We start from the raw sequence: 22,545 nt of genomic DNA, 5'->3' as shown, positions 1-22,545 counted from the left end.
AAAGAAGGATTTCTATTGGTCGAATTTTTGAAATTCTATCATGCGGATTTATATAATAAAATCGAGATATTGAAACGGCAAAAATAAAATACGTAATGCAGTATGCTGTTTTATAAGTTCCATTTTATATGAGACTTGTCTTATCCATGCGTGATTGTTTTCACGGGGAGTATCTCGTTTAGGAACAAACGCGGCACCAGGGATTGGACTTGTTCTATTAGCGGGATTCTCTCACTTGTTGTCCGGTCGATGTGCGGGTTCGACAGAAGCTGGCGACGTGATGGTGCTGGCGAGCCGCTGGCCTTTCCTGCCCCCGCGGCATTGCACTCGCCAGTCACGCCTTGTCAGCCTTCCCCGCCGCGCTCGCAAACTTCGCGAGCCACGTATCGACGGCCGACGGCTGCCGGCTCTCGTCCTCCGCGCGCTCCTTGCGCCGAATCGCGTTGCGCACGACGTGCGCGCCGACATAGCGGATCGGCTCCGGCGGGAAAAGGCCGAGCGGGCCGCGCACGATCGGGCTGCGCGTCCACGCGTTGTCGAGGCCTAGCACCAGCGACGACAGGATCTGCCCACCCATGTAGGTCGGCCCCACGCCGTTGCCCGAATAGCCGAAGCCGTAGAACACGTTAGGCGCGTCGTCGAGGCGGCCGAAGAACGGGAAGCCCGTCACCGAACGATCCGACGGCCCGTTCCAGCTTGCGGTGATCGGCACGCCCGCAAGCGACGGAAAGAATTCGCGCAGGCCGTGCGTGAGCTGCGCCTCGTACGGCGAACGGCGATCGAACACGGGCGCGATGCGGCTGCGCCACGAGAACGTGTTGCCGCCCTTGCCGAGCATCAGCCGCCCGTCGGCCGTCGTGCGGTAGTAGTACACGAAGATCCGCGAATCGAGCACCGATACGCCGTCCACGAGCCCGGTCTTCTCGAGTAGCTCCGGGCATTTCTCGGTGATGACCATGTCGCTCGACACGACGGCAATCGTGCGTTCGAATTGCGGGAAGCGGCTCGCCATCCACGCGTTGATCGCGAACACGAGCTTGCCCGCCGTGACGCTGCCGGACGGCGTGCGCACGACGGCGGGCTGGCCGGGCGTGAAGTCGAGCATCGGCGTGCGCTCGTAGATCCGGATGCCCATCGCAAGCGCGACGCGGCGCAGCCCGCGCACGAGCTTGCCGGGATGCACGGTCGCGGCGATCGGCGAGTAGACGCCGTCGAGATTGCGCGCGGAGCCCGAGCGGCGCGCGACCTCGGCGGGCGGCAGCGGCTCGTAGCTGTGGATGCCGCACGCGGCGAGCGCGTCGAGCACCGGCGCGAGCGTGCCGACCTGCGCGCGCGACGTCGCGGTGTACAGCGTGCCGTCGAGCCGCAATTCGGCATCGATGTCGTGCGCGCGGCAGAAATCGGCGATGTGCTGCACGGCCGCTTCCGACGCCTTCACGAGCCGGATCGCCTCGGCTTCGCCGAACAGGCGCCGCAACGTCAGGAATTTCGCGGACCACGTGAGCAGGCAGCCGCCGTTGCGGCCGCTCGCGCCGGCGCCGCACAGGTCGGCTTCGAGGATCGCGATGTCGAGCGCGGGGTTCTGCTGCTTCGCCTGGATCGCGGTCCAGAGGCCCGTGAAGCCGCCGCCGACGATGCACACGTCGGCCTGCGTCGCGCCTTGCAGCGCGGGGGCGAGATCGCCGTCGTTGAACAGCGCTTGTTCGATCCAGAAAGGTCGCATCGGAGGTTCGTCGATAAGGGGCCGTGCGGCGCACGGCCGGAAAAACGGGCGGCCGCATGCACCTGCGCACGCGGCCGGGTACATCGCGTCACATCGTCAGGCCGCCGCTTCGGCCGACACGCGGCGCACGCCCATCGCGCGCAGCGTGTCGGCGATCGCGGCGACGGCGCCTGGAATGCCCGCTTCGCCAAAATGGCCGATGCAGCCGACGCGGAACGTCTCCACTTCGGTCAGCTTGCCCGGATACAGAATGTAGCCGCGCTTTTTGACCTCCTGATAAAACCGCTTGAAGTCGTAGTTCGGATCGTCCGGCGCGTGAAACGTGACGATGATCGGCGCCTGGATCGCCGGATCGAGGAACGGCCGGAAGCCGAGTGCGCGCATCCCGTCGATCAGCGCGTGGGTGTTGCGCTGATAGCGGCCGCCGCGCGCGGCGAGCCCGCCTTCGTCGACGTATTGCGCGACGGCCGCGTCGAGCGCGGCGACCACGTGCGTGGGCGGCGTGAAGCGCCACTGCGTCGTGCGCTGCATGTAGACCCACTGGTCGTACAGGTCCATCGCGAGCGAGTGGCTGTTGCCTTCGCAGCGTTCGAGCGCGCTGCGCTTCGCGATCACGAAGCCGAGCCCGGGCACGCCTTCGAGGCATTTGCCGGACGCGGCGATCACCGCGTCGAACGGCGTCGTGCGCGCGTCGATGTCGATCGCGCCGAACGAGCTCATCGCATCGACGATCAGCGCGCGCCGGTGCTGGGCGACGACCAGCGCGATGTCGTGCAGCGGGTTCAGCACGCCGGCGCCGGTTTCGCAGTGCACGAGCGCGACGTGCGTGATCGACGGATCGGCCGCGAGCGCGCGCTCGACGTCGGCCGGATCGACGCGGCGATCCTCGCGGTAGTCGATCGTCGTGAGCCGCCGGCCGAGCACGCGGCAGATCTTCGCGAGGCGCTGGCAGTACGCGCCGTTGTTCGGCACCAGCACGTGGCCGTCGCGCGGCACCAGCGTGCCGATCGCCGCCTCGACCGAGAACGTGCCGCTGCCTTGCAGCGGTACGCATTCGTGCGTGCCTTCGCCGTGCACGATCCGCAGCAGGCGTTCGCGCAGCCGCGCGGTGATCGCGTTGAAGTCGCCGTCCCACGAACCCCAGTCGCGCAGCATCGCGTCGCGCGTGCGGTCGGAGGTCGTCAGGGGGCCGGGGGTGAGCAGGATGGGCGGGGCGGCGAGCGTCATGGTGTCTCCTTGATGAAGTCGGGACGTCACGGGGATACGGCAGGGAATCAACAGCGATGCGGATGGCGCCACGCCTGCGTGCGACGCAGCAGGCGGTGCGAGATGCAGGCGAACAGCACGCACGCGAACGACGAGGTCGCGAGCACGAGCGTGGCCATCGCGGCGGCCGGGCCCATCTGGCCCGCGTCGTCGAGGTTCAGGATCGCGACCGACGCGGGCTGCGTGTCCGGCGAGTACAGGAACGCGACGGCCGACACCGTCGTCATCCCGTTGACGAACAGATAGCGCGCGATCAGCAGGATCGCGGGCAGGCACACGGGTACCGTGACGCGCAGGAAGGTCTTGTAGAACGGCACCTTCAGCGACGCGGATACGGCCTCGAACTCGCCGTCGATCTGCCTGAGCGCGGTCACCGCGGTGAGATGGCTCGACGCGTAGTAGTGGACGACCGTGACGATGGCCAGGAGCCACAGCGATCCGTACAGCCCGTTCAGCGGATTGCCGGGCGCGTTGAACAGGAAGATGTAGCTGATGCCGAGCACGAGCCCCGGCACGCCCATCGGCAAGATCGCGCACAGGCTGATGAAGCCGCGCAGCCAGCGTGCACCGCGGGTCTTCTCGATCAGGTAGGCGCCGCCGAACACGACGATCGTGCCGCCGAGCGCCACCGTCGCGGCCATCCGCAGGCTGTTCTTGTAAGCGTCGAAGATGCCGGCGCCGATCAGTCCCATCTCGTAATGCTGCATCCCGAGGGTCATCTGGTACGGCCAGAACTTCACGAACGACGCGAACACCGAGATGCCGACCACCGCGATGAAGAACGCGCACACCAGCGCGCAGTACGCGAGCATCGCGGCGTCGAAGCCGCGCGACGGCTTCGGCTGGTACGGCGTCGAGCGCGCGCCGAGCTGCGACTGCTGGCGGCGGCGGATGAAGTAGTCGACGCCGAACGCGACGAGCGCCGGGCACAGCAGCATCAGGCTCACGACCGCGCTGCGGTTGAAATCCTGCAGCCCGATGATCAGCTTGTAGATGTCGGTCGACAGCACGTTGTACGAGCCGCCGATCACGACCGGCACGCCGAAGTCGTTGATGCACATCGTGAACGCGACCATCGTCGCGCTGATCAGCCCGTACTTCGCGCCGGGCAGCGTGATCGTGAAGAACTTGCGGATGCGGCGCGTGCCCATCGCGTCGGCAGCCTCGTAGAGCCGGCCGTCCGCGAGCGACAGCGCGGTGACGAGGATCATCAGCACGTGCGGGAACGACGCGTACACCATGCTCAGCACGATGCCCGGCAACCCGTAGATCGAGTGGCCGTGCAGCAGCGGCTTCAACAGCCCCGCATTGCCGAACCAGTAGATGAACGACACGGCCGACAGCAGCGTCGGCGCGAGCAGCGGCAGCAGCGCGATCGTGCGTGCGGCGTTCTTCAGCGGCATGCACGAGCGTGTCAGTGCGTACGCGAACGTGAACGCCATCGGCACGACGATCATCGTGACGAGCGCGCCGACCGTCAGCGAATGCAGCATCGAGCGGAGCACGCCGCTGTCCTCCAGGTACTCGACGAAGTTGTGCATGCCGACGAAACGCCCGTCCGCGTCGACGAAGCATTTCTGCACGACGAGCGCGAGCGGCAGCAGCAGGAACAGCGACATCAGCGCGGCCATCGCGACGAGCGCGAATTGCGCGAGGCGGTCGTGCCAGTGCGTGACTTGCCGCACGTCGGCGGGGGCGGACGCGCCGCGGCGGCGCTCGGTCAGGACGGTGCTCATTGCAGTCGCTCCTTCGCGCACGGGAACACGCGGACATGCTCGCGATCGAGCGCGAGGTCGATGCGCGCGCCGGCCTGCACGCCGGTGCGGTCGACGTCGTGATACGACAGGTCGGCGACGATCTCCTGGCCGTCGAGCCCGTCGATCCGGAAGCTCACGCGGCAGAACGCGCCGAGGAATTCGAGCTTCTCGACGCGGCCGGCCAGCACGTTGTCGGCCGTCTCGCCCGGCACGCGGATGCGCAGGTCCTCCGGCCGCACGTAGACCGACACCGCCGCGCCCTGCGCGGGGCGGAGCGCGCCATGGCGGCAGTCGAAGCCGACGCCGCCCGCGCGCAGCGTGCCGTCCTGCGCGACTTCGGCGGGAATCGTGTTGACGCGGCCGATGAAGTCCGCGACGAACGGCGACGCGGGCTGCCGGTAGATTTCGAGCGGGGTGCCGATCTGTTCGATCACGCCGTGGTTCATCACGACGATGCGATCGGCCATCGACAGCGCTTCTTCCTGGTCGTGCGTGACCATGATCGTCGTCACGCCGAGCCGCTGCTGCAGCGCGCGGATTTCCTGGCGCAGCCGCACGCGCACACGCGCGTCGAGCGCCGACAGCGGCTCGTCGAGCAGCAGCAGGCCGGGGGAGGTGGCGAGCGCACGCGCCAGCGCGATGCGCTGCTGCTGGCCGCCGGACAACTGGCCCGGATGCTTGCGATGGCTGTCGGGCAAACCGACCAGCGCGAGCAGCGTGTGCACGCGCTCGTGGATCGCGTCGCGCTTCATCTTGCGGTTCACGAGCCCGTACGCGACGTTGTCGTACACGGTGAGGTTCGGGAACAGCGCATACGACTGGAACACGATGCCGTAGTCGCGCAGTTGCGGCGGCAGCCGCGAGATGTCGCGGCCGTCCTGCATGATGTGGCCGGCGTTCTGCGTCTCGAGCCCCGCGATGATCCGCAGCAGCGTGGTCTTCCCGCAGCCGGACGGCCCGAGGAAACAGATCATCTCGCCCTTCATCACGCTCAGGTTGATGTCGGTGAGGACCTGCGTGTCGTTGTACCGCTTCTCGATGCGTTCTACGCTCAGATAAGGTGCCATGCGCGCCTCCAGAGAGGGGCGGCCCGGGGGCCGGATTCGACGACGGAAAGGGCGGCGCGGGGCGGCGCGCGGCGCGGCCCCGCTGCCGGTCGCGGCGTTATTGCTGGGCTTTCGCGCCGTAGCGCTTCTGCCACGTATCGAGGATCGACTGGCGATTCTTCGCCGACCACACGAAGTCGTTCTTCACGAGCAGGTCCGAGTAGTTGTCGGGGATGCCGGCCAGCTTCCGCGCGACGCCCGGATACGCGACGATCGCCCACCAGCGCGCGGTGATCTGGTTCGCTTCCTTGCTCGCCATGAAGTCGGCGAGCTTCTTCGCGGCGTCCGGCTGTTTCGTCGTCTTCATGATCGCCGTGCCTTCCATGTCCCAGCCGAGCCCTTCCTTCGGGAACACGAGATCGATCGGCGCGCCCTGCGACTGCAGTTCGTGGCCGCGGAACTCGAACGAGATGCCGATCGGGAATTCGCCGGTGCCGGCGAGCGTGCACGGCTTCGAGCCCGAGTGCACGTACTGCGCGACGTTCTTGTCGAGCGCGTCCATGAATTTCCAGCCTTTATCGTCGCCGAAGGTCTGCAGCCACGCGGTCACGTCGAGGTAGCCGGTGCCCGACGACACCGGGCTCGGCATCACGATCGCGCCTTTGTAGACCGGCTTCGTCAGGTCTTCCCACGACGTCGGCTTCGGAAGGTTCTTCGCCTGCGCGGCGACGCGGTTGTAGCAGATCGTCGCCCCCCACACGTCCATGCCGACCCAGTGCGGCGGCGTGTTCGCGTCGCTGTACTTGCGCGTGAGCTGGTCGAAGCCCTTCGGCGTGTACGGCATCAGCATGCCCTGCAGGTCGAGCAGCGTGAGGCTCGACGCGGCGAGGCCGAGCACGACGTCCGCGCGCGGGTTGTTCTTCTCCGCGAGCAGCTTCGCGGTGACCGAGCCGGTCGAGTCGCGCACCCAGCGGATCTCGATATCGGGGTTCGCTTTCTCGAACGCGTCCTTGTAGGGCTTCATCGCTTCGTCTTCCAGCGCGGTGTAGACCAGCAGAGACGTCTTCGCGTGCGCTGCCTGCGCGGCGCCGAGCGCCACCGCCGCAGCCAGCGCGACACGGGCCGCGCCCGCCGCCCATGCGTTCAAACGCTTGTTTACCGGCACTTCGTTCATCTTCAGACCCCTTGACTGTGGCGCCGCGGCACACGGCGGATGAGTGGAGACCAGCCCTCTTGTGCTTCCTCGTGCTTTCGAGTTTTGCTTTCTGTTCTCTGCATGTTGTTGACAATCTACAAATCATCAATTTTAATGTCAAGCATGGAAAACACCTCCCTTCGGCGCGGCGCGGGCGCCGACGGCTCACACCCTTCGACCTGAAAGGAATGAACGTCATGACTGAAACGCCTGTATCCGTGGAAGTGAACGGCCGCCGCTACAACTGGATGAGCCGGCCCGTGGTGGTCGTCTGCGTCGATGGCTGCGCATACGAATATCTGGAAGAAGCCGCCGAGGCCGGCGTCGCGCCGTTCCTGCGCACGCTGCTGAAGCCCGGCACGGCGCTCAAGGGCGAGTGCGTGGTGCCGAGCTTCACGAACCCGAACAACCTGTCGATTGTCACCGGCGTGCCGCCGGCGATCCACGGGATAAGCGGCAACTACTTCTACGATCGCGACACCGGCGCCGAGGTGCTGATGAACGATCCGAAGTACCTCGTCGCGCCCACCGTGCTCGCGACCTTCGCCGAGCAGGGCGCGCGCGTCGCGGTCGTCACCGCGAAGGACAAGCTGCGCCGCCTGCTCGGCAAGGGGCTCAAGGGCATCTGCTTCTCGTCGGAAAAGGCCGACGAGGCGAATGTCGAGGAAAACGGCATCGACCACGTGCTCGAGCTGGTCGGCAAGCCGGTGCCGAGCGTGTACAGCGCGGACCTGTCGGAATTCGTGTTCGCGGCCGGCGTGCGCCTGCTCGAGACGCGCCCGATCGACCTGATGTACCTGTCGACGACCGACTACGTGCAGCACAAGTGCGCACCCGGCACGCCCGGCGCGAACGCGTTCTACGCGATGATGGACACCTACCTGCAGCGCCTCGACGCACTCGGCGCGATCGTCGCGATCACCGCCGATCACGGGATGAACGCGAAGCACGACGACGCGACCGGCGAGCCGAACGTGATCTACCTGCAGGAGCTGTTCGACGAATGGCTCGGCCACGATGCGGCACGCGTGATCCTGCCGATCACCGATCCGTACGTCGTCCACCACGGCGCGCTCGGCTCGTTCGCGACCGTCTACGTGCCGGCGTCCGCCGACACCGACGCGCTGCGCGCGCGGCTCGCCGCGGTCGACGGCATCGAGGTCGTGCTGACGGGCGTCGAGGGCTGCGCGCGCTTCGAGCTGCCGCCCGCGCGGATGGGCGACCTGATCGTGATCTCGAAGCAGGACGTCGTGCTCGGCACGCGCCGCATCAAGCACGACCTGTCGGGCCTCGACGTGCCGCTGCGCTCGCACGGCGGGATCTCCGAGCAGATCGTGCCGCTGATCTTCAGCAAGCCGGTCGCGACCGACGTCACGGGCCGCGCGCGGCTGCGCAACTTCGACATCATCGACATCGCGCTCAACCATCTGCAGTGACGCGGCCGCATCCGCCAGGAGACACTCATGAATGCCATTGCAGCATCGACGGATGTCCGCACGCCTAATCGTGAAGCACTGCGAATCGACGGTGAAAAGATCTACCGCGACGCGGTGATCGAAGTACGCAACCCGTACGACGGCACGCTGGTCGGCACCGTGCCGAAGGCGACGCTCGACGACGTGCGCCGCGCATTCGCGGTCGCGCGCGCGTACCGGCCGACGCTCACGCGCCACGATCGCGCGGCGATCCTGCGTCGCGCGGCCGACATCGTGCGTGCGCGCACCGCCGAGATCGCGGCGCTGATCACGGCCGAGGCCGGGTTGTGCATCAAGGATTCGACGTACGAAGCCGGCCGCGTGGCCGACGTGCTGACCTTCGGCGCCGGCGAAGTGCTGAAGGACGACGGGCAGATCTTCTCGTGCGATCTGACGCCGCACGGCAAGAAGCGCCGCGTGTACACGCAGCGCGATCCGCTGCTCGGCGTGATTTCTGCGATCACGCCGTTCAATCATCCGATGAACCAGGTCGCGCACAAGATCGTGCCGTCGGTCGCGACAAACAACCGGATCGTCGTGAAGCCGTCGGAGAAGGTGCCGCTGTCGTGTTATCGCTTCGCGGACATCCTGTACGAAGCCGGCCTGCCGCCGCAGATGCTGCAGGTGATCACCGGCGACCCGAAGGAGATCGCCGACGAGCTGATCACGAACCCGGCGATCGACATGATCACGTTCACCGGCGGCGTGTCGATCGGCAAGTCGATCGCCGCGCGGATGGGCTACCGGCGCGCGGTGCTCGAACTCGGCGGCAACGATCCGATCATCGTGATGGAAGACGCCGATCTCGACGAAGCGAGCACGCTCGCGGTGTCGGGCTCGTACAAGAATTCCGGGCAGCGCTGCACGGCGATCAAGCGGATGCTCGTGCATGAGGCGGTGGCCGATCGCTTCACGGAACTCGTCGTCGAGAAGACGCGCGCCTGGTCGTACGGCAATCCGTCCGATCCGTCGGTCGACATGGGCACCGTGATCGACGAAGCGGCCGCGAAATTCTGCGAGCAGCAGGTGAACGACGCGATTGCGCGCGGGGCGCGGCTGCTGGTCGGCAACGTGCGCGACGGCGCGCTGTATTCGCCGACGGTGGTCGATCGCGTGACCCCCGACATGCCGCTGGTCAAGCATGAAACCTTCGGGCCGGTGTCGCCGATCATGCGCTTTCGCGACATCGACGAAGCGATCCGGATGTCGAACAGCACCGACTACGCGCTGTCGTCGTCGGTATGCACGAACCGCTTCGACCACATCACGCGCTTCATCACCGAGCTGGAAGTCGGCAGCGTGAACGTGCGCGAAGTGCCCGGCTATCGGCTCGAACTGACGCCGTTCGGCGGCGTGAAGGACTCGGGGCTCGGGTACAAGGAGGGCGTGCAGGAAGCGATGAAGAGCTTCACGAATACGAAGACGTATTCGTTGCCGTGGTAAGCGGCGTGTAAGGCGCCCGCGCCGGCGTTGCGGCCGGTGCGGGCGTTATTCGATCGGCTCATATCGTTAGCCGATTTGCGTTTTTGCCGGGCCTCGACGCATCGGTAGAATTCGCGGACCTCTCGAACGGCGCAGGCGCGCCGGCGGGATGATCCTCTCCAATCATTCGGGGTCCGCACCATGAAATTCCTCCGCTCCATCCTGGTCGTCGCGCTGCTGCAGGCCGCCGCGGTCACCAGCGCGCTGGCTGCCGACGACCTGTCGCAGATCAAGTCGGCCGGCGTGTTCCGCGTCGGCACCGAAGGCACCTACGCACCGTTCACGTACCACGACGAGACGGGCAAGCTGACGGGCTTCGACGTCGACATCGCGACCGCGATCGCGCAGCGTCTCGGCGTGAAGCCGCAGTTCGTCGAAGGAAAATGGGACGGGCTGATCGCGGGCCTCGACGTGAACCGCTACGACGCGGTCGTCAACGAAGTGTCGATCACCGATGCGCGCAAGGCGAAATACGATTTCTCGACGCCGTACATCACGTCGCACGCGGTGCTGATCGTGCGCTCGGACAACACGACGATCCGCTCGTTCGACGACCTGAAGGGCAAGAAATCCGCGAACACGCTGACCAGCAATTTCGGCAAGCTCGCCGCCGCGCACGGCGCCGACGTGGTGCCGGTGCAGGGCTTCAACGAATCGATCGACCTGCTGACGTCCGGCCGCGTCGATGCGACGATCAACGATTCGCTGTCGTACCTGGATTTCCGCAAGCACAAGCCCGACGCGAAACTGAAGATCGCGGCGACCGACACGAGCGGCGCGGGCGACGCATCCGGCGTGCTGCTGCGCAAGGGCAGCCCCGCGCTGGTGGCCGCGATCGACAAGGCGCTCGCGGACATCAAGGCGGACGGCACCTACGCGAAGATCTCGCAGAAGTACTTCGGCCGCGACGTGTCGCAGCCGTGACGCGAGGCTGAACGATGCCGGACTGGCTGCACCTGATGGTGGAATCGTTGCGCCCCCTGCTGGTCGCGGGGCTCGTGTTCACGGTTCCGCTCACGCTCGCGTCGTTCGCGATCGGCTTGCTGCTCGCGTTCGGCGCGGCGCTCGTGCGGCTGTTCGGGCCGCGCTGGGCGCAGGCCGTCGTGCGCTTCTATATCTGGCTGTTTCGCGGCTCGCCGCTGCTCGTGCAACTGTTCGTGATCTTCTACGGATTGCCGAACGTCGGCATCGTGCTCGATCCGCTGACGGCCGCCGTGATCGGTTTCTCGCTGAACGTCGGCGCGTACAACGCGGAAGTGATTCGCGGCGTGATCGAATCGATGCCCAAGGGGCAGTGGGAGGCCGCGTACTCGATGTCGATGACGCGCGCGCAGGCGCTGCGCCGCGCGATCCTGCCGCAGGCCGCGCGCGTCGCGCTGCCCGCGCTGTCGAATTCGTTCATTTCGCTCGTGAAGGACACGTCGCTCGCGGCCGTGCTGACCGTGCCCGAGATCTTCCAGGCCGCGCAACGCATCGCGGCCGTGACCTACGAGCCGCTGATCCTCTATACCGAAGCCGCGCTGATCTATCTGCTGTTCAGCTCGGTGCTGTCGTCGCTGCAACGCCGGCTCGAGCTTCGCTTCGGCCGCCACGCGCTGTTCCACGCGGAGTTGCGATGATCCGACTCGAACGCATCGACAAGTCGTTCGGCACGCACCGCGTGCTGAGCGGGATCGATCTCGCGCTGCAGCCGGGCAGCGTGACCGCATTGATCGGCCCGTCCGGCAGCGGCAAGAGCACGCTGCTGCGCTGCGTGAACCTGCTCGAAGTGCCGGAGTCCGGTGCGCTCGCGGTCGGCGAGGCGCGCATCGAATTCGTGCCGGCGCGTCGGCCGTCGCGCGACGCGGTATTCGCGGTGCGCAAGCAGACCGGCATGGTGTTCCAGAACTTCCAGTTGTTTCCGCATCTGAGCGTCGTGCAGAACGTGATGGAGGGGCTCGTGACCGTGCAGCGCTGGCCGCGCGAGCGGGCCCGGGAGCGGGCGCTCGCGCTGCTCGACAAGGTCGGCATCGCGGACAAGGCCGACGCATGGCCGGCCACGCTGTCGGGCGGACAGCAGCAGCGCGTGGCGATCGCGCGGGCGCTTGCGCCGTCGCCGCAGGTGCTGCTGTGCGACGAGCCGACATCGGCGCTCGATCCGGAGCTGTCCGTCGAAGTGGTCGAGGTGCTGCGCCAGCTCGCGCGCGAAGGCACGACGATGCTGATGGCCACGCACGACCTGCGCCTGGCCGCGTCGATCGCGCACGATGCGGTGTTCCTCGCCGATGGCCGCATCGTCGAAGCCGGCCCGTCGCGCGACCTGTTCGGCCGGCCGCGCGACCCGCGCACCGCGAAGTTCGTCGCGACGCTCGCGCAAGGCGTGCCGGTGTTCTGACGCGGCACGCGATACGCGATGCGGTGATGTTCAGCCCGGCGCGTATCCGTCGAGCACGGCGGCGACGATCGCTTCCGGCGCATCCTCCTGAACCAGATGGCCCGCGTGCGGAACCCGGATCAACTGGCCATTCGCGATGCGGTCGGCCAGCGCCTGCCCTTGTTCGAGCGGAATCCACACGTCGTCCTCGCCCCACACGATGCGCACCGGAAAGTCCGGCGGCGCGTAGCGGGCCTCCGCTTCCTCGATGTAGCGCTGGCGCATCTGCGCGATCTGCCGATAGAACGCGGCCTGGCCGGCCGGCGTGAGCCACGGCTCGCGGTAGATCGACAGCACGTCGTCGCTCAACGGCCGTGCGACTGCCTGGCCGATATACGCCGACACGAGCGCATGGTGCGCATACGCGGGCAAGCCATTGAACGCGGCTTCGTACTGCGCGACGTGACGCACGAACGGCGAGCCTTGCGGCGCGATCGCGACCGGGTTCACGAGCGTGAGGTCCGCATATGCGATGCCGTCGAGAAAGTGCGCGCGCAGCACGGTTGCGCCGCCGTAGTCGTGCGCCAGCACGCGCGGCCGCACTAGTTTCCATTCATTCAGCAGCGCACCGAACAGCACGTTCTGGCGGCCCAGCGACACGTCCGCGTCCGGCATGTCGGACTGGCCGTAGCCGATCAGGTCGTAGAAGTACACGCGATGGCGCCGCGCGAGCCACGGCGCGATCCGGCGCCAGACCTGCGACGAAAACGGCGTGCCGTGCACGAGTACGAGCGGCGGGCCTTCGCCGAGCGTGCCCCATGCAATCCGGTGGCCTTCGAAATTGAAGCGGTTCGGGAGTTCGAGCATCGGCTTCTCCGTGATAACCTGTTTTCGTTGTTAACAGGTTACGCCGGATTGTCCGGATGTGAAACCGATAGGTGAAAATAAATGGTTACTCGTTCCAACCCGGCGCGACACGGACACGAATGGCGCGCGGCCGATTTCATCGGCGGCCATCCGGCGCTCGACTTCCTCAATACGGTGGCCGACACGGGCAAGACGCGCGACGAAGACAAGCTCGTCGACTGGCCGACCGTGCGTGCATGGGCCGGGAAAGCGGGCTTGCTGGCGCCCGACGATCTGGCGCGGCTGCTGCGTCATCCGCGGCAGGACGGCCCCGGCGAGCTGGCGGCGCTGCGCCGCTTTCGCGACGACGCGTACGTCGCGATCGCGCATCTGACGGCCGAAGGCGATAGCAGCGCGGGCGCGCGCGAGGCGTTTCGACTCGCGCTGGCGATCCGCGAAGCGATCGGGCGCAGCGCATTCGACGCGGTCGGCGGCCGCTTCGCATGGCGGCCCGATGCACGGGCCGCGTCGCGCTGGGTCGATGCGGTCGCGCTCGGTTTCGAGCATCTGATGCGCAGCGACGATTTCGCGCGCGTGCGGCAATGTGGCCGGTGTACGTGGTTCTTCGTCGATCGCGGCCGCGGCGTGGGGCGGCGGTGGTGCGACATGCGCACGTGCGGGAATCGCGCGAAGGTGGAGGCGTTCAGGGAGCGGTGACGCGCGCGTCGCGACGATTGCCGCGCCGCGCGTGCGTCATTGAGCGGCTTCGTGCGGCCGATGATCGGGCCATAACGTCGCGGCGACGAACAGCCCCGCTGCAAGAAACGGCGCACCGATCGCGAACAGGATGGCCGTGAGGCCCCAGCGATCCCAGAAGCGGTCGACGAGCGCGCGCTCGGGCGTGACGGGGTCGTACAGCACGTTGACCGCGTCGCCTTCGTGCAGCCCGGGGTGCGACGACGCCGAGCCTTGGGCGAACGTGACGAGTCGTCCGCTGTCGGTCGTGAACGCGACGACGGCCGAATACAGCGCCGTGCGCGACCGCGATGACCGCCCGTTTTTCGCGATCTCGACGACGTGGCCGGTCGAGCGCGCATAGTGGTGGACGATTTGCCACTGACGCAGGCCGGCCGCGCCGGCCCCGGCGAGGAAGCCCGTGCCGATCGCGATCGGAATCAGCACGATCGCGACATCCCAGCGGCGCCGTGCCGGCTTGCGTGCGACTCGGCGTGGTGCCGGGTCCGATTGCCGGCGGCGGCGCTCGCTGGCCATCAGCAGCCCGCCGATCGCGAACGACGCGACGGCGAGCAGCGCCGGCACGGCCACCGGAAACCAGCGTTGCGTGAAATCGTCGATCAGCGCGGGGCGCTCGGGGTGATCGGGGTCGATCAGGACGTCGACGTTTTCGCCGATGTCGTATGCGGGGACCGTCGACGCGGTATTGCCGGCGACTTCGCGGCGCTGGCCGTCGTTCGCGAGGTAGGCGACGATCGGCCGGTACGCGCGCATCGCATCGCTGTCCTGGACGATCCGCACGACCGTGCCCGGCGCGCGGACCAGGCGGCCGGGTTCCCGGCCGGCCGTGACGGCGAGTACGCCGGCCAGCACGAACAGGACGACACCGATCATCAGCGCGATCAGCGCGTCCTTACCCGGCATGACGCGATCCGGTTCGTGCGTCGCGCGGATTCGGGTGTGCCTGGCTGAGCGGCCCATCGCGACGGACGGGCCGATATTGACGCAACCATGCCCTCTGAATGGTCGCGTCTCGTTCACATGCTTCCATGTCTGACGTCCCATGTTCTCTCAGTGCCGGCGGGCAAACGATGATGCTTGGCGCCGGTCGTGTGATATTTGTCGGACGATTCTAGCGGAAACGATGGGCGGCAGGCGCGCGGTTGCATACCGCCGCGAAGGGTGCGCGCGCCACGAGTGCGGGGCGCCAAAACGGAAAAGGCCGGTCAGCTTTCGCTGACCGGCCTTTGAAATTCCTGGTGGGGCGTGAGTGACTCGAACACTCGACCTACGGATTAAGAGTCCGCTGCTCTACCAACTGAGCTAACGCCCCCAACAGAAGAAAGATTATGCCGGGGTTTTCAGGACATGGCAAGCCCTTTGTGCAAATTTCCTGAAAATATTTCGTCAAGACAACGACGGCTGCCGGCGCGGTAACGAGCGATCGCAGTTCGCGCGCTCCCGGTATGATGACGCCACACGTGTTGCGCGGCGGTCGCGCAACGCTTTCTGGACATCGAAGATGGACGAAAACGCAGTCCGCGAATTGCTGGATCGCCTGCTGGCCCCGTGGGTCCGCTCGCTGGGTCTGGTTCCCGTGTCGATCGGCGATGACAGCGTCACGCTGCGCCTGCCGTTTTCCGGCGAGTTCCGTCATTCGGGGGGCATCATCTGCGGCCAGGTGTTCACGGCGGCCGCCGACACCGCGATGGTGGTCGCGATCTCGGCCGCGCTCGGCGAATTCCGGCCGATGACGACGGTGTCGCTGAACACCAACTTCATGCGCCCGGTGCGCAAGGGCGACGTGCTCGTCACCGCGCGCGTGCTGCGGATGGGCCGCAACCTCGTGTTCGGCGAAGTCGAGCTGTTCGACGAGGACGGCAAGATGGCCGTCCACGCGACGTCGACCTACGCGCTCGTCAGCTGAGCGGCGCGATGTTCGACCAGATCGTCTTTGCGGGCGGCGGCAATCGCTGCTGGTGGCAGGCCGGCTTCTGGGACGTCGCACAGCCGGCCCTCGCCCTGCGCCCGCGCGTGATCACCGGCATCTCGGCCGGCGCGGCCACCGCATGCATGCTGTATACGCGCGACGCCGCATGGGTGATGCGCTATTACGAAGAGGCGCTGCGCCACAACCGGAAGAATGCCTACTGGGGCAACCTGTTCGGGCGCGAGCCCGTGTTTCCGCATTACCGGATCTACCGTCAGGCGCTGCTCGATATCTACGGCGAACCGTTCGCGCAGCTCGCCGCGGCGCCGGAGATCCGCATCGGCGTGTCGCACGTGCCGCGCTGGCTCGGTGCGCGCAGCGCGGTCGCGGCCGGCCTCGTCGCATACAACATCGAGAAGTACGTGCGCAAGACGCTGCACCCGACGCTCGGGCGCACGCTGGGTTTTCGCCCCGAATTCGTGCGGGCGCAGGCCTGCACGCACGTCGACGAGCTCGCCGACCTGATCCTGCAGTCGTCCTGCACGCCGCCGTTCACGCCGGTGCTGCGGCGTGGCGGCCGGCCGGTGCTCGACGGCGGGATGGTCGACAACGTGCCGGTCGATGCGCTCGATCCGTCGCCGGGCGACGTGCTGGTGCTGGTGACGCGGCTGTATCCGCGTCCGCAGATGTTTACGGTCGCGCATGGCGACCAGCGGCGGCTGTACGTGCAGCCGTCGAGCAAGGTGCCGATTTCGAGCTGGGATTACACGAGCCCGTCGCAGATGCGGCATGCGTACGATCTCGGGCGGCGCGACGGCGAGCATTTCCTCACGCGCGTCGGCGCGATGACGGGCGGCCGCGTGGCCGCCTGAAGAGCGGGAATGAAAGGGGGCCGTGCGACGCGCGCGGCCCGTGCGGTCAGCGCTTGCGGATCGGCGTCAGCGCTTCCGGGTTGGCGACGCTCGACATGTCGCCGTCGTCGAACGCGAGAATGTTGCGGAATGCGGCACTGAAATACAGCTCGTAGCTTTCGCGCTCGACGTAGCCGATGTGCGGCGTGCAGATCACGTTTTCCATCCGCAGCAGGCTGTAGCCCTGCAGGATCGGCTCGCTTTCGAACACGTCGATCGCGACCATGCCCGGCCGGTTGTGCGACAGCGCGTTGACGAGCGCGTTTTCTTCGAGCAGCTCGGCGCGGCTCGTATTGACGAGCAGCGACGTCGGCTTCATCCGCATCAGGTCTTCCTGCTTCACGATGCCGCGCGTGTCGTCGTGCAGGCGCAGGTGCAGCGACAGCACGTCGCTCTGCTCGAACAGCGCTTCGCGGCTCTCGGCGGCCGTATAGCCGTCGGCGCGCGCGGCTTCGAGCGAATGCTCGCGGCCCCAGATCAGCACGTTCATCCCGAACGCCTTGCCGTAGCCGGCCACGAGCCGGCCGATCTTGCCGTAGCCCCAGATGCCTAGCGTCTGGCCGCGCAGCACCTGGCCGAGGCCGAAGTTCGGCGGCAGCGCCGAGGTCTTCAGGCCCGACTGCTGCCAGGCTCCCTGCTTCAGGTTCGCGACGTACTGCGGAATGCGGCGCTGGGCGGCCATCACGAGCGCCCAGGTCAGCTCGGCCGGCGCGACCGGCGAACCGGTGCCTTCGAGCACCGCGACGCCGCGATCGGTACACGCGTCGAGATCGATGTGGCTCGATACGCGGCCGGTCTGGCTGATCATGCGCAGGTTCGGCAGCTTGGCGAGCAACTGGGAAGTAATCGGGGTCCGTTCACGAATCAGCACGAGCGCCTCGACTTCCGCCAGACGGCTGGCGAGCTGTCCCAGGCCGCGCACCGTATTGTTGAAGACCTTTACGTCGTGGCCCGCGAGCATCTCGAAGCAGTTCAGCTTGCGGACGGCGTCCTGGTAGTCGTCGAGAATGGCAATTTTCATGGTGAACGGGTGTCGCGCGTTGAAAGCGGGGGCGTGGCGGCGGCGCACCTTGCGCACCCGTCCCGCCCGGCCGGGGCCGACATGATGCTACGTCGGCTGCCTCCATGGTGTCTTTTTAACAGGTTGTTACGCTCCGCCGCAATCGGCGCCAGCCACACCCGGCGCCGCTCCCGCGCGGTGCGACGGGGTGCGCTGTTGTGTCGCATCAAATATGTCCTTCCTGATTCGGCCATTTACTCGACGAGGTTCACCCAATTGTTGCTCTCGGCAGAATAATTGGATCAACTATCCGCAGAAGCCGAGGATTTTTGACTATTTTTATCGTCAACCGCCCCCTTGTTGAGCAACTCTGCATCATTTCCGCTGTCGTAGGAGAATTACGCATTTGCTTCATCTTTTTGAAGTTGTAACAGCGGCAGGAGTCGTTTATGGATCATTTGCAGTCGATGCGCGTGTTCGTCAAGGTTGCAGATCTCGGCAGTTTCGCGCGGGCCGCGAGCGCAATGGATATCTCCAACGCGGTCGCGACGCGCCACGTCGCCGATCTGGAGGGCCGGCTCGGCACGCGTTTGCTTAACCGCACCACGCGCAGCCTCTCCCTGACGGAGTCGGGTCAGGTCTATCTGGAGCGTGCCCGCCAGATCCTCGACGAGCTCGAGGACGTCGAGCAGATGGTCGTCGCACGCAATCACGAGCCGGTCGGCACGCTGCGCATCGTCGCGCCGGTCGTGTTCGGCCTGCACAACCTCGCGCCCGTGCTGCAGTCGTATACGGAAAACTTCCCGAAGGTGGTGCCCGATCTCACGCTGGTCGACCGGCAGGTCGATCTGGTCGAGGAAGGTTTCGACGTCGGGATCGTCGTCACGCGCCAGATGCGTAGCGCGAGCATCGTCACGCGGCGCCTGACCACCGGTTGCATGACCGTGTGCGCGACGCCGAGCTATCTGGAGAAGCACGGCGTACCGACGCATCCGGAACAGCTCGCCGAGCACCCGGCCCTGAGCCTGCCGACCGAATACTGGGGCGACGAGCGCGTGTTCACGGGGCCGGACGGCGAGGTGCGCGTGCGCCCGACCAACGTGATCGTCGCGAACAACACCGCGATGCTGCGCCAGTTCGCGTTGCTTGGGATGGGGGTCGCGATCCTGCCGAGCTACCTGATCGGCAGCGACATCGCGCGCGGCGCGCTCGTGCGGCTGCTGCCGGATTTCCGGCTGCCGCAGGTCGAGATCAACATCGCCTACCCGAGCCGGCGCCATCTGCCGGCGAAGGTGCGCACGTTCATCGACCATCTCGTCGAGCATTTCAGCCACTCGACCGATGCGACGATGGGCGAACAGTGGGCCGCGCAGAGTGCGACGCTGCCGCCGATCGGCGTCGAGATGCGTGCCGAGCAGCCTGAATCGACCGATCCGAACCTGCAGCCGCGTATTGCCCGCTCGCCGCGCACGCGCGTGGCGATGCCGTCGCCGCTGTAACGGCGCGGCGGCCCGTCAGCGTTACGGCCGGCACAAAGAAAAAACGCGGATCGATCGATCCGCGTTTTTTTATGGCTGCGTGCCGGAACGGGGCGCGCCGGGTGCGCGAAAGACAGCGCCCGGCGGCCAGGCCCGTCACGAACCCGTCTTGCGCGCCGTCGTCTTGCGGGCGGCGGTCTTGCGGGCCGGTGCCGGTTTCTCTTCGGCGCCTTCCGTCACGGTTTCGGCATCTTTCGTCGCCGATTTGGCCGTCTTCTTCGCGGCAGCGGCTTTCGGTTCCTTTTTCTCGAACTCGAAACCGATCTTGCCGTCCGGCTGCTTCACGAGGAACGCCTTGAAGTTGCGGCCGGTACGCGACGACTTGAAGTTCGGCAGCAGATCCGTGCGGCCGTCGGCGAGCAGCTTGCCCATCTGCTCGCGCGTGATTTCCTGCTGCAGGATCACCTTGCCCGAGCGGAAGTCGCAGGTCTTCGGGTTCGCCACCGAGTGTTCGCACACGTAGCTCATCCCGTGCTCGAACACGCGGCCCTTGCACTTCGGGCACGCGCCGACCGGCTCCTGCGCGGAGAAGTCGGGCGCTTCGCCTTCCTCGCCGCCCTGGTCCTGACCGAAATCGAACTCGAGCTTGTAGTTCTTCGTCTCGTCATCGAAGGACAGCTTGAGGATCGCCGAGAACGGGCGGCCCATCTTGCTGCGGAACCCGGACAGCGGCCCGATTTCCTTCTTCTGCAGCAGCTCCTCGACTTCCGGGATCTCGAACTGCCGGCTGCCCGGGATCTTCGAGATCGAGAAGTCGCACTTCGTGCACGCGAAGCGTCGGTAGTTTTCCTTCACCTGGCCGCCGCAGTTCGGGCACGGTGTCTCGAGCGTCGCGTAATCGCCGGGGATCGTGTCGGAATCGTATTCCTTCGCGCGCTTGACGATCTGCTGCGTCATGCGGGCGATTTCCTGCATGAACGCGTCGCGGCCGAGATTGCCGCGCTCCATCTGCGACAGCTTGTATTCCCATTCGCCGGTGAGTTCGGGCGCGGTGAGTTCCTTCACGCCGAGGCCGCGCAGCAGCGTCATCAGCTGGAATGCCTTCGCGGTCGGGATCAGTTCGCGGCCTTCGCGCAGCAGGTACTTCTCGCCGAGCAGGCCTTCGATGATCGCCGCACGCGTCGCCGGCGTGCCTAGGCCCTTCGCGGCCATTGCCTCGCGCAGCTCGTCGTCCTCGACCAGCTTGCCGGCGCCTTCCATCGCGGACAGCAGCGTCGCTTCCGAGTAGCGTGCGGGCGGTTTGGTCACGAGCGCGACGGCGGCGATCTCGTCGGTCTTCACCTTCTCGTCCTTCTGCACCGGCACCAGGTTCGCGTCCGCGCCTTCGGCGTCGCGGCCGTACACCTGCAGCCAGCCCGGCTCGACCAGCACCTTGCCTTCGGTCTTGAAGTGATGGCCGGCGACTTCGGTGATCCGGGTCGTGACGCGGAATTCGGCCGCCGGGAAGAACACGGCGAGGAAGCGCTTCACGACCAGGTCGTACAGCTTCTGCTCGGGCTCGGACAGCGCCTTCGGCGCCTGGAGCGTCGGGATGATTGCAAAGTGGTCGCTGATCTTCGAGTTGTCGAAGATCCGCTTGTTCGGCTTCACCCAGCCCTTGTCGAGCACCTGCTTCGCGTGCGGCAGGTAGTTGTTGCTCTCCTTGAGCATCTCGAGCGTGGACTGCACGGTCGACAGGTAGTCTTCCGGCAGCGCGCGCGCGTCGGTACGCGGGTAGGTCAGCACCTTGTGCTTTTCATACAGCGCCTGGGCGAGACCGAGCGTGTTCTTCGCGGAGAAGCCGAAACGGCCGTTCGCTTCGCGCTGCAGGCTCGTCAGGTCGAACAGCAGTGGCGACAGTTGCGTCGACGGCTTCGATTCCTCGGACACCGTGCCGATCTGGTCGCGGCAGGCAGCGACGATCGTCTCGGCAGCCGGCAGGCTCCACAGACGGGAGTCGCGCTTTTCCGGATCGAATTCGTCGCGCTTGAATTTCGGGTCGTACCACTTCCCTTCGTAGAAGCCGCTCGCGCACGCGAATTCGGCCTTCACTTCCCAGTAGTCGCGCGGGATGAAGCGGCGGATTTTCTCTTCACGTTCGACGACGATCGACAACGTTGGCGTTTGAACCCGGCCGACGGTGGTCAGGAAGAAGCCGCCGCCCTTGCTGTTGAACGCGGTCATCGCGCGCGTGCCGTTGATCCCGACGAGCCAGTCGGCTTCCGAGCGGCAGCGTGCGGCGTCGGCAAGCGGCTGCATGTCCGTGTCGCTGCGCAGGTTCGCGAAACCGTCGCGAATCGCCTGCGGCGTCATCGATTGCAGCCACAGGCGCTGGACCGGCTGCTTCGCCTTCGCGTGTTGCGCGATCAGGCGGAAAATCAGCTCGCCCTCGCGCCCCGCGTCACATGCGTTGATCAGGCGGTCGACGTCCTTGCGCTTCATCAGCTTCGTGAGCACCTTGAGGCGCGACTCGCTTTTTGCGATCGGGTTCAGGTCGAAATGCGGGGGAATGACGGGCAGATGCGCGAAGCTCCATTTCCCGCGCTTGACCTCGTACTCTTCCGGGGCGGCGATTTCCAGCAGGTGGCCGACAGCGGACGAAAGGACGAAATCGTCGCTCTCGTAATACTCGTCATGCTTGGTAAAGCCGCCCAAAGCGCGTGCGATGTCGTTCGCGACAGAAGGCTTTTCCGCAATGATCAGTGCTTTGGACATGACAGGTGTGTGTTGGTAGACCGGGTTCGCCGGTTGTGGGTCCCTTTTACGACCGCTTTATAGCACACGCCGCAGCGACGGCGGCTCGGCGTGTAAAAAGCGGCTCATCATAGAGGGGGGCTGCAATGGCGGCAAGCGCCCGGCGCGGCGGCCTGCGCCAACCTGCGCAAAACCGCCGGGCGGGCCCGCGAATTCAGGCTTCGACGTTCAGGATGTCGCGCAATTTCGGTGCGTGCGGCGCACCGGGCACCGCACTCAGGTCGGACAGCATGCGCTCGACGATCGCCGCGTGTGGCAGCACCGTGCCGAAGAAGCGTGCGGTGTGGGCATCCTCGATCAGGATGGTCGGGAAATTCTCGACGTCGAGATCGTCGAGGCGGTCGGCATGGGTTTCGATGTCGATCCAGGCGAAGCAGGCGTCCGGATGCGCATCGGCGAGCTGGTCGAAGGCGCTCCGGTAGTCGCGGCACGTGCCGCACCACTCGGCGCACAGGCAGGCGACCAGCAACGTGCCGGGATCGGCGAGGCGCTCGGCGATCCGATCTGCATCGGTGTCGAGATTCAGCGCGGGCATGGAATTCCTTGGGTAGCGTC

The 22,545-nt window shown here is 66.4% G+C and carries 19 protein-coding genes and 1 tRNA gene; 9 read left to right on the top strand and 11 right to left on the bottom strand.

All coding sequences use genetic code 11. The features are described 5' to 3' along the window. Positions 1-334: 334 nt before the first annotated feature. From HWX07_RS22810 to HWX07_RS22790, 5 genes are all read right to left on the bottom strand, one after another. A complete protein-coding gene (locus HWX07_RS22810; RefSeq protein ID WP_175877762.1) occupies positions 335-1,723 on the bottom strand; it encodes an FAD-dependent oxidoreductase in 1,389 nt (462 codons plus the stop codon). A gap of 96 nt (positions 1,724-1,819) precedes the next feature. Then, entirely contained in the window at positions 1,820-2,950 is a 1,131-nt protein-coding gene (locus HWX07_RS22805) for a 2-aminoethylphosphonate--pyruvate transaminase (RefSeq protein ID WP_175877761.1), read from the bottom strand. A 47-nt stretch (positions 2,951-2,997) separates the two neighbouring features. Continuing rightward, positions 2,998-4,725, bottom strand: coding sequence for a putative 2-aminoethylphosphonate ABC transporter permease subunit (locus HWX07_RS22800; protein WP_175877760.1), 1,728 nt, complete (start codon positions 4,723-4,725; stop codon positions 2,998-3,000). Next, positions 4,722-5,813 carry a putative 2-aminoethylphosphonate ABC transporter ATP-binding protein gene (locus HWX07_RS22795; protein ID WP_175877759.1) on the bottom strand — a complete coding sequence of 364 codons (1,092 nt, stop codon included), beginning with the start codon at positions 5,811-5,813 and terminating at the stop codon, positions 4,722-4,724. The genes HWX07_RS22800 and HWX07_RS22795 overlap by 4 nt, the downstream gene beginning before the upstream one ends. 97 nt (positions 5,814-5,910) lie before the next feature. Continuing rightward, positions 5,911-6,966 (bottom strand): putative 2-aminoethylphosphonate ABC transporter substrate-binding protein, encoded by a 1,056-nt coding sequence (locus HWX07_RS22790; RefSeq protein WP_175788760.1) that lies wholly within the window; start codon positions 6,964-6,966, stop codon positions 5,911-5,913. A 218-nt stretch (positions 6,967-7,184) separates the two neighbouring features. Between HWX07_RS22790 and phnA the strand changes: the two genes are divergently transcribed. The 5 genes from phnA (at position 7,185) to HWX07_RS22765 (ending at position 12,318) form a co-directional block, all read left to right on the top strand. Beyond that, positions 7,185-8,423: a phosphonoacetate hydrolase gene (gene phnA / locus HWX07_RS22785; RefSeq protein ID WP_175877758.1), complete on the top strand. Its 1,239-nt coding sequence runs from the start codon at positions 7,185-7,187 to the stop codon at positions 8,421-8,423. Positions 8,424-8,450: 27 nt separating this feature from the next. Continuing rightward, the gene (phnY, locus tag HWX07_RS22780; protein WP_175877757.1) at positions 8,451-9,905 is read left to right on the top strand and encodes a phosphonoacetaldehyde dehydrogenase; all 1,455 of its coding nucleotides are present in this window, start codon (positions 8,451-8,453) and stop codon (positions 9,903-9,905) included. Positions 9,906-10,085: 180 nt separating this feature from the next. Continuing rightward, positions 10,086-10,868, top strand: a complete 783-nt coding sequence (locus tag HWX07_RS22775; protein ID WP_175877756.1) for an amino acid ABC transporter substrate-binding protein — start codon at positions 10,086-10,088, stop codon at positions 10,866-10,868. Between the two features lie 14 nt (positions 10,869-10,882). Then, positions 10,883-11,563 carry an amino acid ABC transporter permease gene (locus HWX07_RS22770; RefSeq protein WP_175877755.1) on the top strand — a complete coding sequence of 227 codons (681 nt, stop codon included), beginning with the start codon at positions 10,883-10,885 and terminating at the stop codon, positions 11,561-11,563. Next, the gene (locus HWX07_RS22765) at positions 11,560-12,318 is read left to right on the top strand and encodes an amino acid ABC transporter ATP-binding protein (protein WP_175877754.1); all 759 of its coding nucleotides are present in this window, start codon (positions 11,560-11,562) and stop codon (positions 12,316-12,318) included. The genes HWX07_RS22770 and HWX07_RS22765 overlap by 4 nt, the downstream gene beginning before the upstream one ends. A gap of 30 nt (positions 12,319-12,348) precedes the next feature. Here HWX07_RS22765 and HWX07_RS22760 read toward each other — a convergent pair whose 3' ends face one another. Next, complete coding sequence (locus HWX07_RS22760; RefSeq protein ID WP_175877753.1) at positions 12,349-13,164, bottom strand: alpha/beta hydrolase; 816 nt, start codon at positions 13,162-13,164, stop codon at positions 12,349-12,351. Between the two features lie 81 nt (positions 13,165-13,245). Between HWX07_RS22760 and HWX07_RS22755 the strand changes: the two genes are divergently transcribed. Then, the gene (locus HWX07_RS22755; protein ID WP_175877752.1) at positions 13,246-13,860 is read left to right on the top strand and encodes a CGNR zinc finger domain-containing protein; all 615 of its coding nucleotides are present in this window, start codon (positions 13,246-13,248) and stop codon (positions 13,858-13,860) included. A 36-nt stretch (positions 13,861-13,896) separates the two neighbouring features. On the opposite strand, the gene HWX07_RS22750 is transcribed toward HWX07_RS22755, so the two are convergent. Next, a complete protein-coding gene (locus tag HWX07_RS22750) occupies positions 13,897-14,943 on the bottom strand; it encodes a DUF3592 domain-containing protein (RefSeq protein ID WP_175877751.1) in 1,047 nt (348 codons plus the stop codon). 192 nt (positions 14,944-15,135) lie between these two features. Next, positions 15,136-15,211: transfer RNA gene (locus HWX07_RS22745), tRNA-Lys, on the bottom strand. Positions 15,212-15,400: 189 nt separating this feature from the next. Here HWX07_RS22745 and HWX07_RS22740 point away from each other — a divergent pair. Both HWX07_RS22740 and HWX07_RS22735 read left to right on the top strand, forming a co-directional pair. Further along, positions 15,401-15,805 carry a PaaI family thioesterase gene (locus HWX07_RS22740; protein ID WP_006477449.1) on the top strand — a complete coding sequence of 135 codons (405 nt, stop codon included), beginning with the start codon at positions 15,401-15,403 and terminating at the stop codon, positions 15,803-15,805. A gap of 8 nt (positions 15,806-15,813) precedes the next feature. After that, a complete protein-coding gene (locus HWX07_RS22735) occupies positions 15,814-16,680 on the top strand; it encodes a patatin-like phospholipase family protein (RefSeq protein WP_006477451.1) in 867 nt (288 codons plus the stop codon). A gap of 46 nt (positions 16,681-16,726) precedes the next feature. Here HWX07_RS22735 and HWX07_RS22730 read toward each other — a convergent pair whose 3' ends face one another. Further along, entirely contained in the window at positions 16,727-17,740 is a 1,014-nt protein-coding gene (locus HWX07_RS22730; RefSeq protein WP_011546490.1) for a D-2-hydroxyacid dehydrogenase family protein, read from the bottom strand. A gap of 428 nt (positions 17,741-18,168) precedes the next feature. Here HWX07_RS22730 and HWX07_RS22725 point away from each other — a divergent pair, with 428 nt between their 5' ends. Further along, a complete protein-coding gene (locus tag HWX07_RS22725; protein ID WP_175877750.1) occupies positions 18,169-19,218 on the top strand; it encodes a LysR family transcriptional regulator in 1,050 nt (349 codons plus the stop codon). Between the two features lie 135 nt (positions 19,219-19,353). Here the strand turns inward: HWX07_RS22725 and HWX07_RS22720 are convergent, their stop codons facing one another. Then, positions 19,354-21,951, bottom strand: coding sequence for a DNA topoisomerase III (locus HWX07_RS22720; RefSeq protein WP_011546488.1), 2,598 nt, complete (start codon positions 21,949-21,951; stop codon positions 19,354-19,356). Positions 21,952-22,144: 193 nt separating this feature from the next. Next, a complete protein-coding gene (locus HWX07_RS22715) occupies positions 22,145-22,525 on the bottom strand; it encodes a thioredoxin family protein (RefSeq protein ID WP_006477457.1) in 381 nt (126 codons plus the stop codon). Positions 22,526-22,545: the final 20 nt, after the last annotated feature.

The organism is Burkholderia sp. BCC0097 (assembly GCF_902832985.1).
In the GTDB taxonomy this organism is placed as follows: domain Bacteria; phylum Pseudomonadota; class Gammaproteobacteria; order Burkholderiales; family Burkholderiaceae; genus Burkholderia; species Burkholderia orbicola.
The sequence above is the reverse complement of the archived record's forward strand: the minus strand, read 5'-3'. Positions and strand labels throughout refer to the sequence as shown.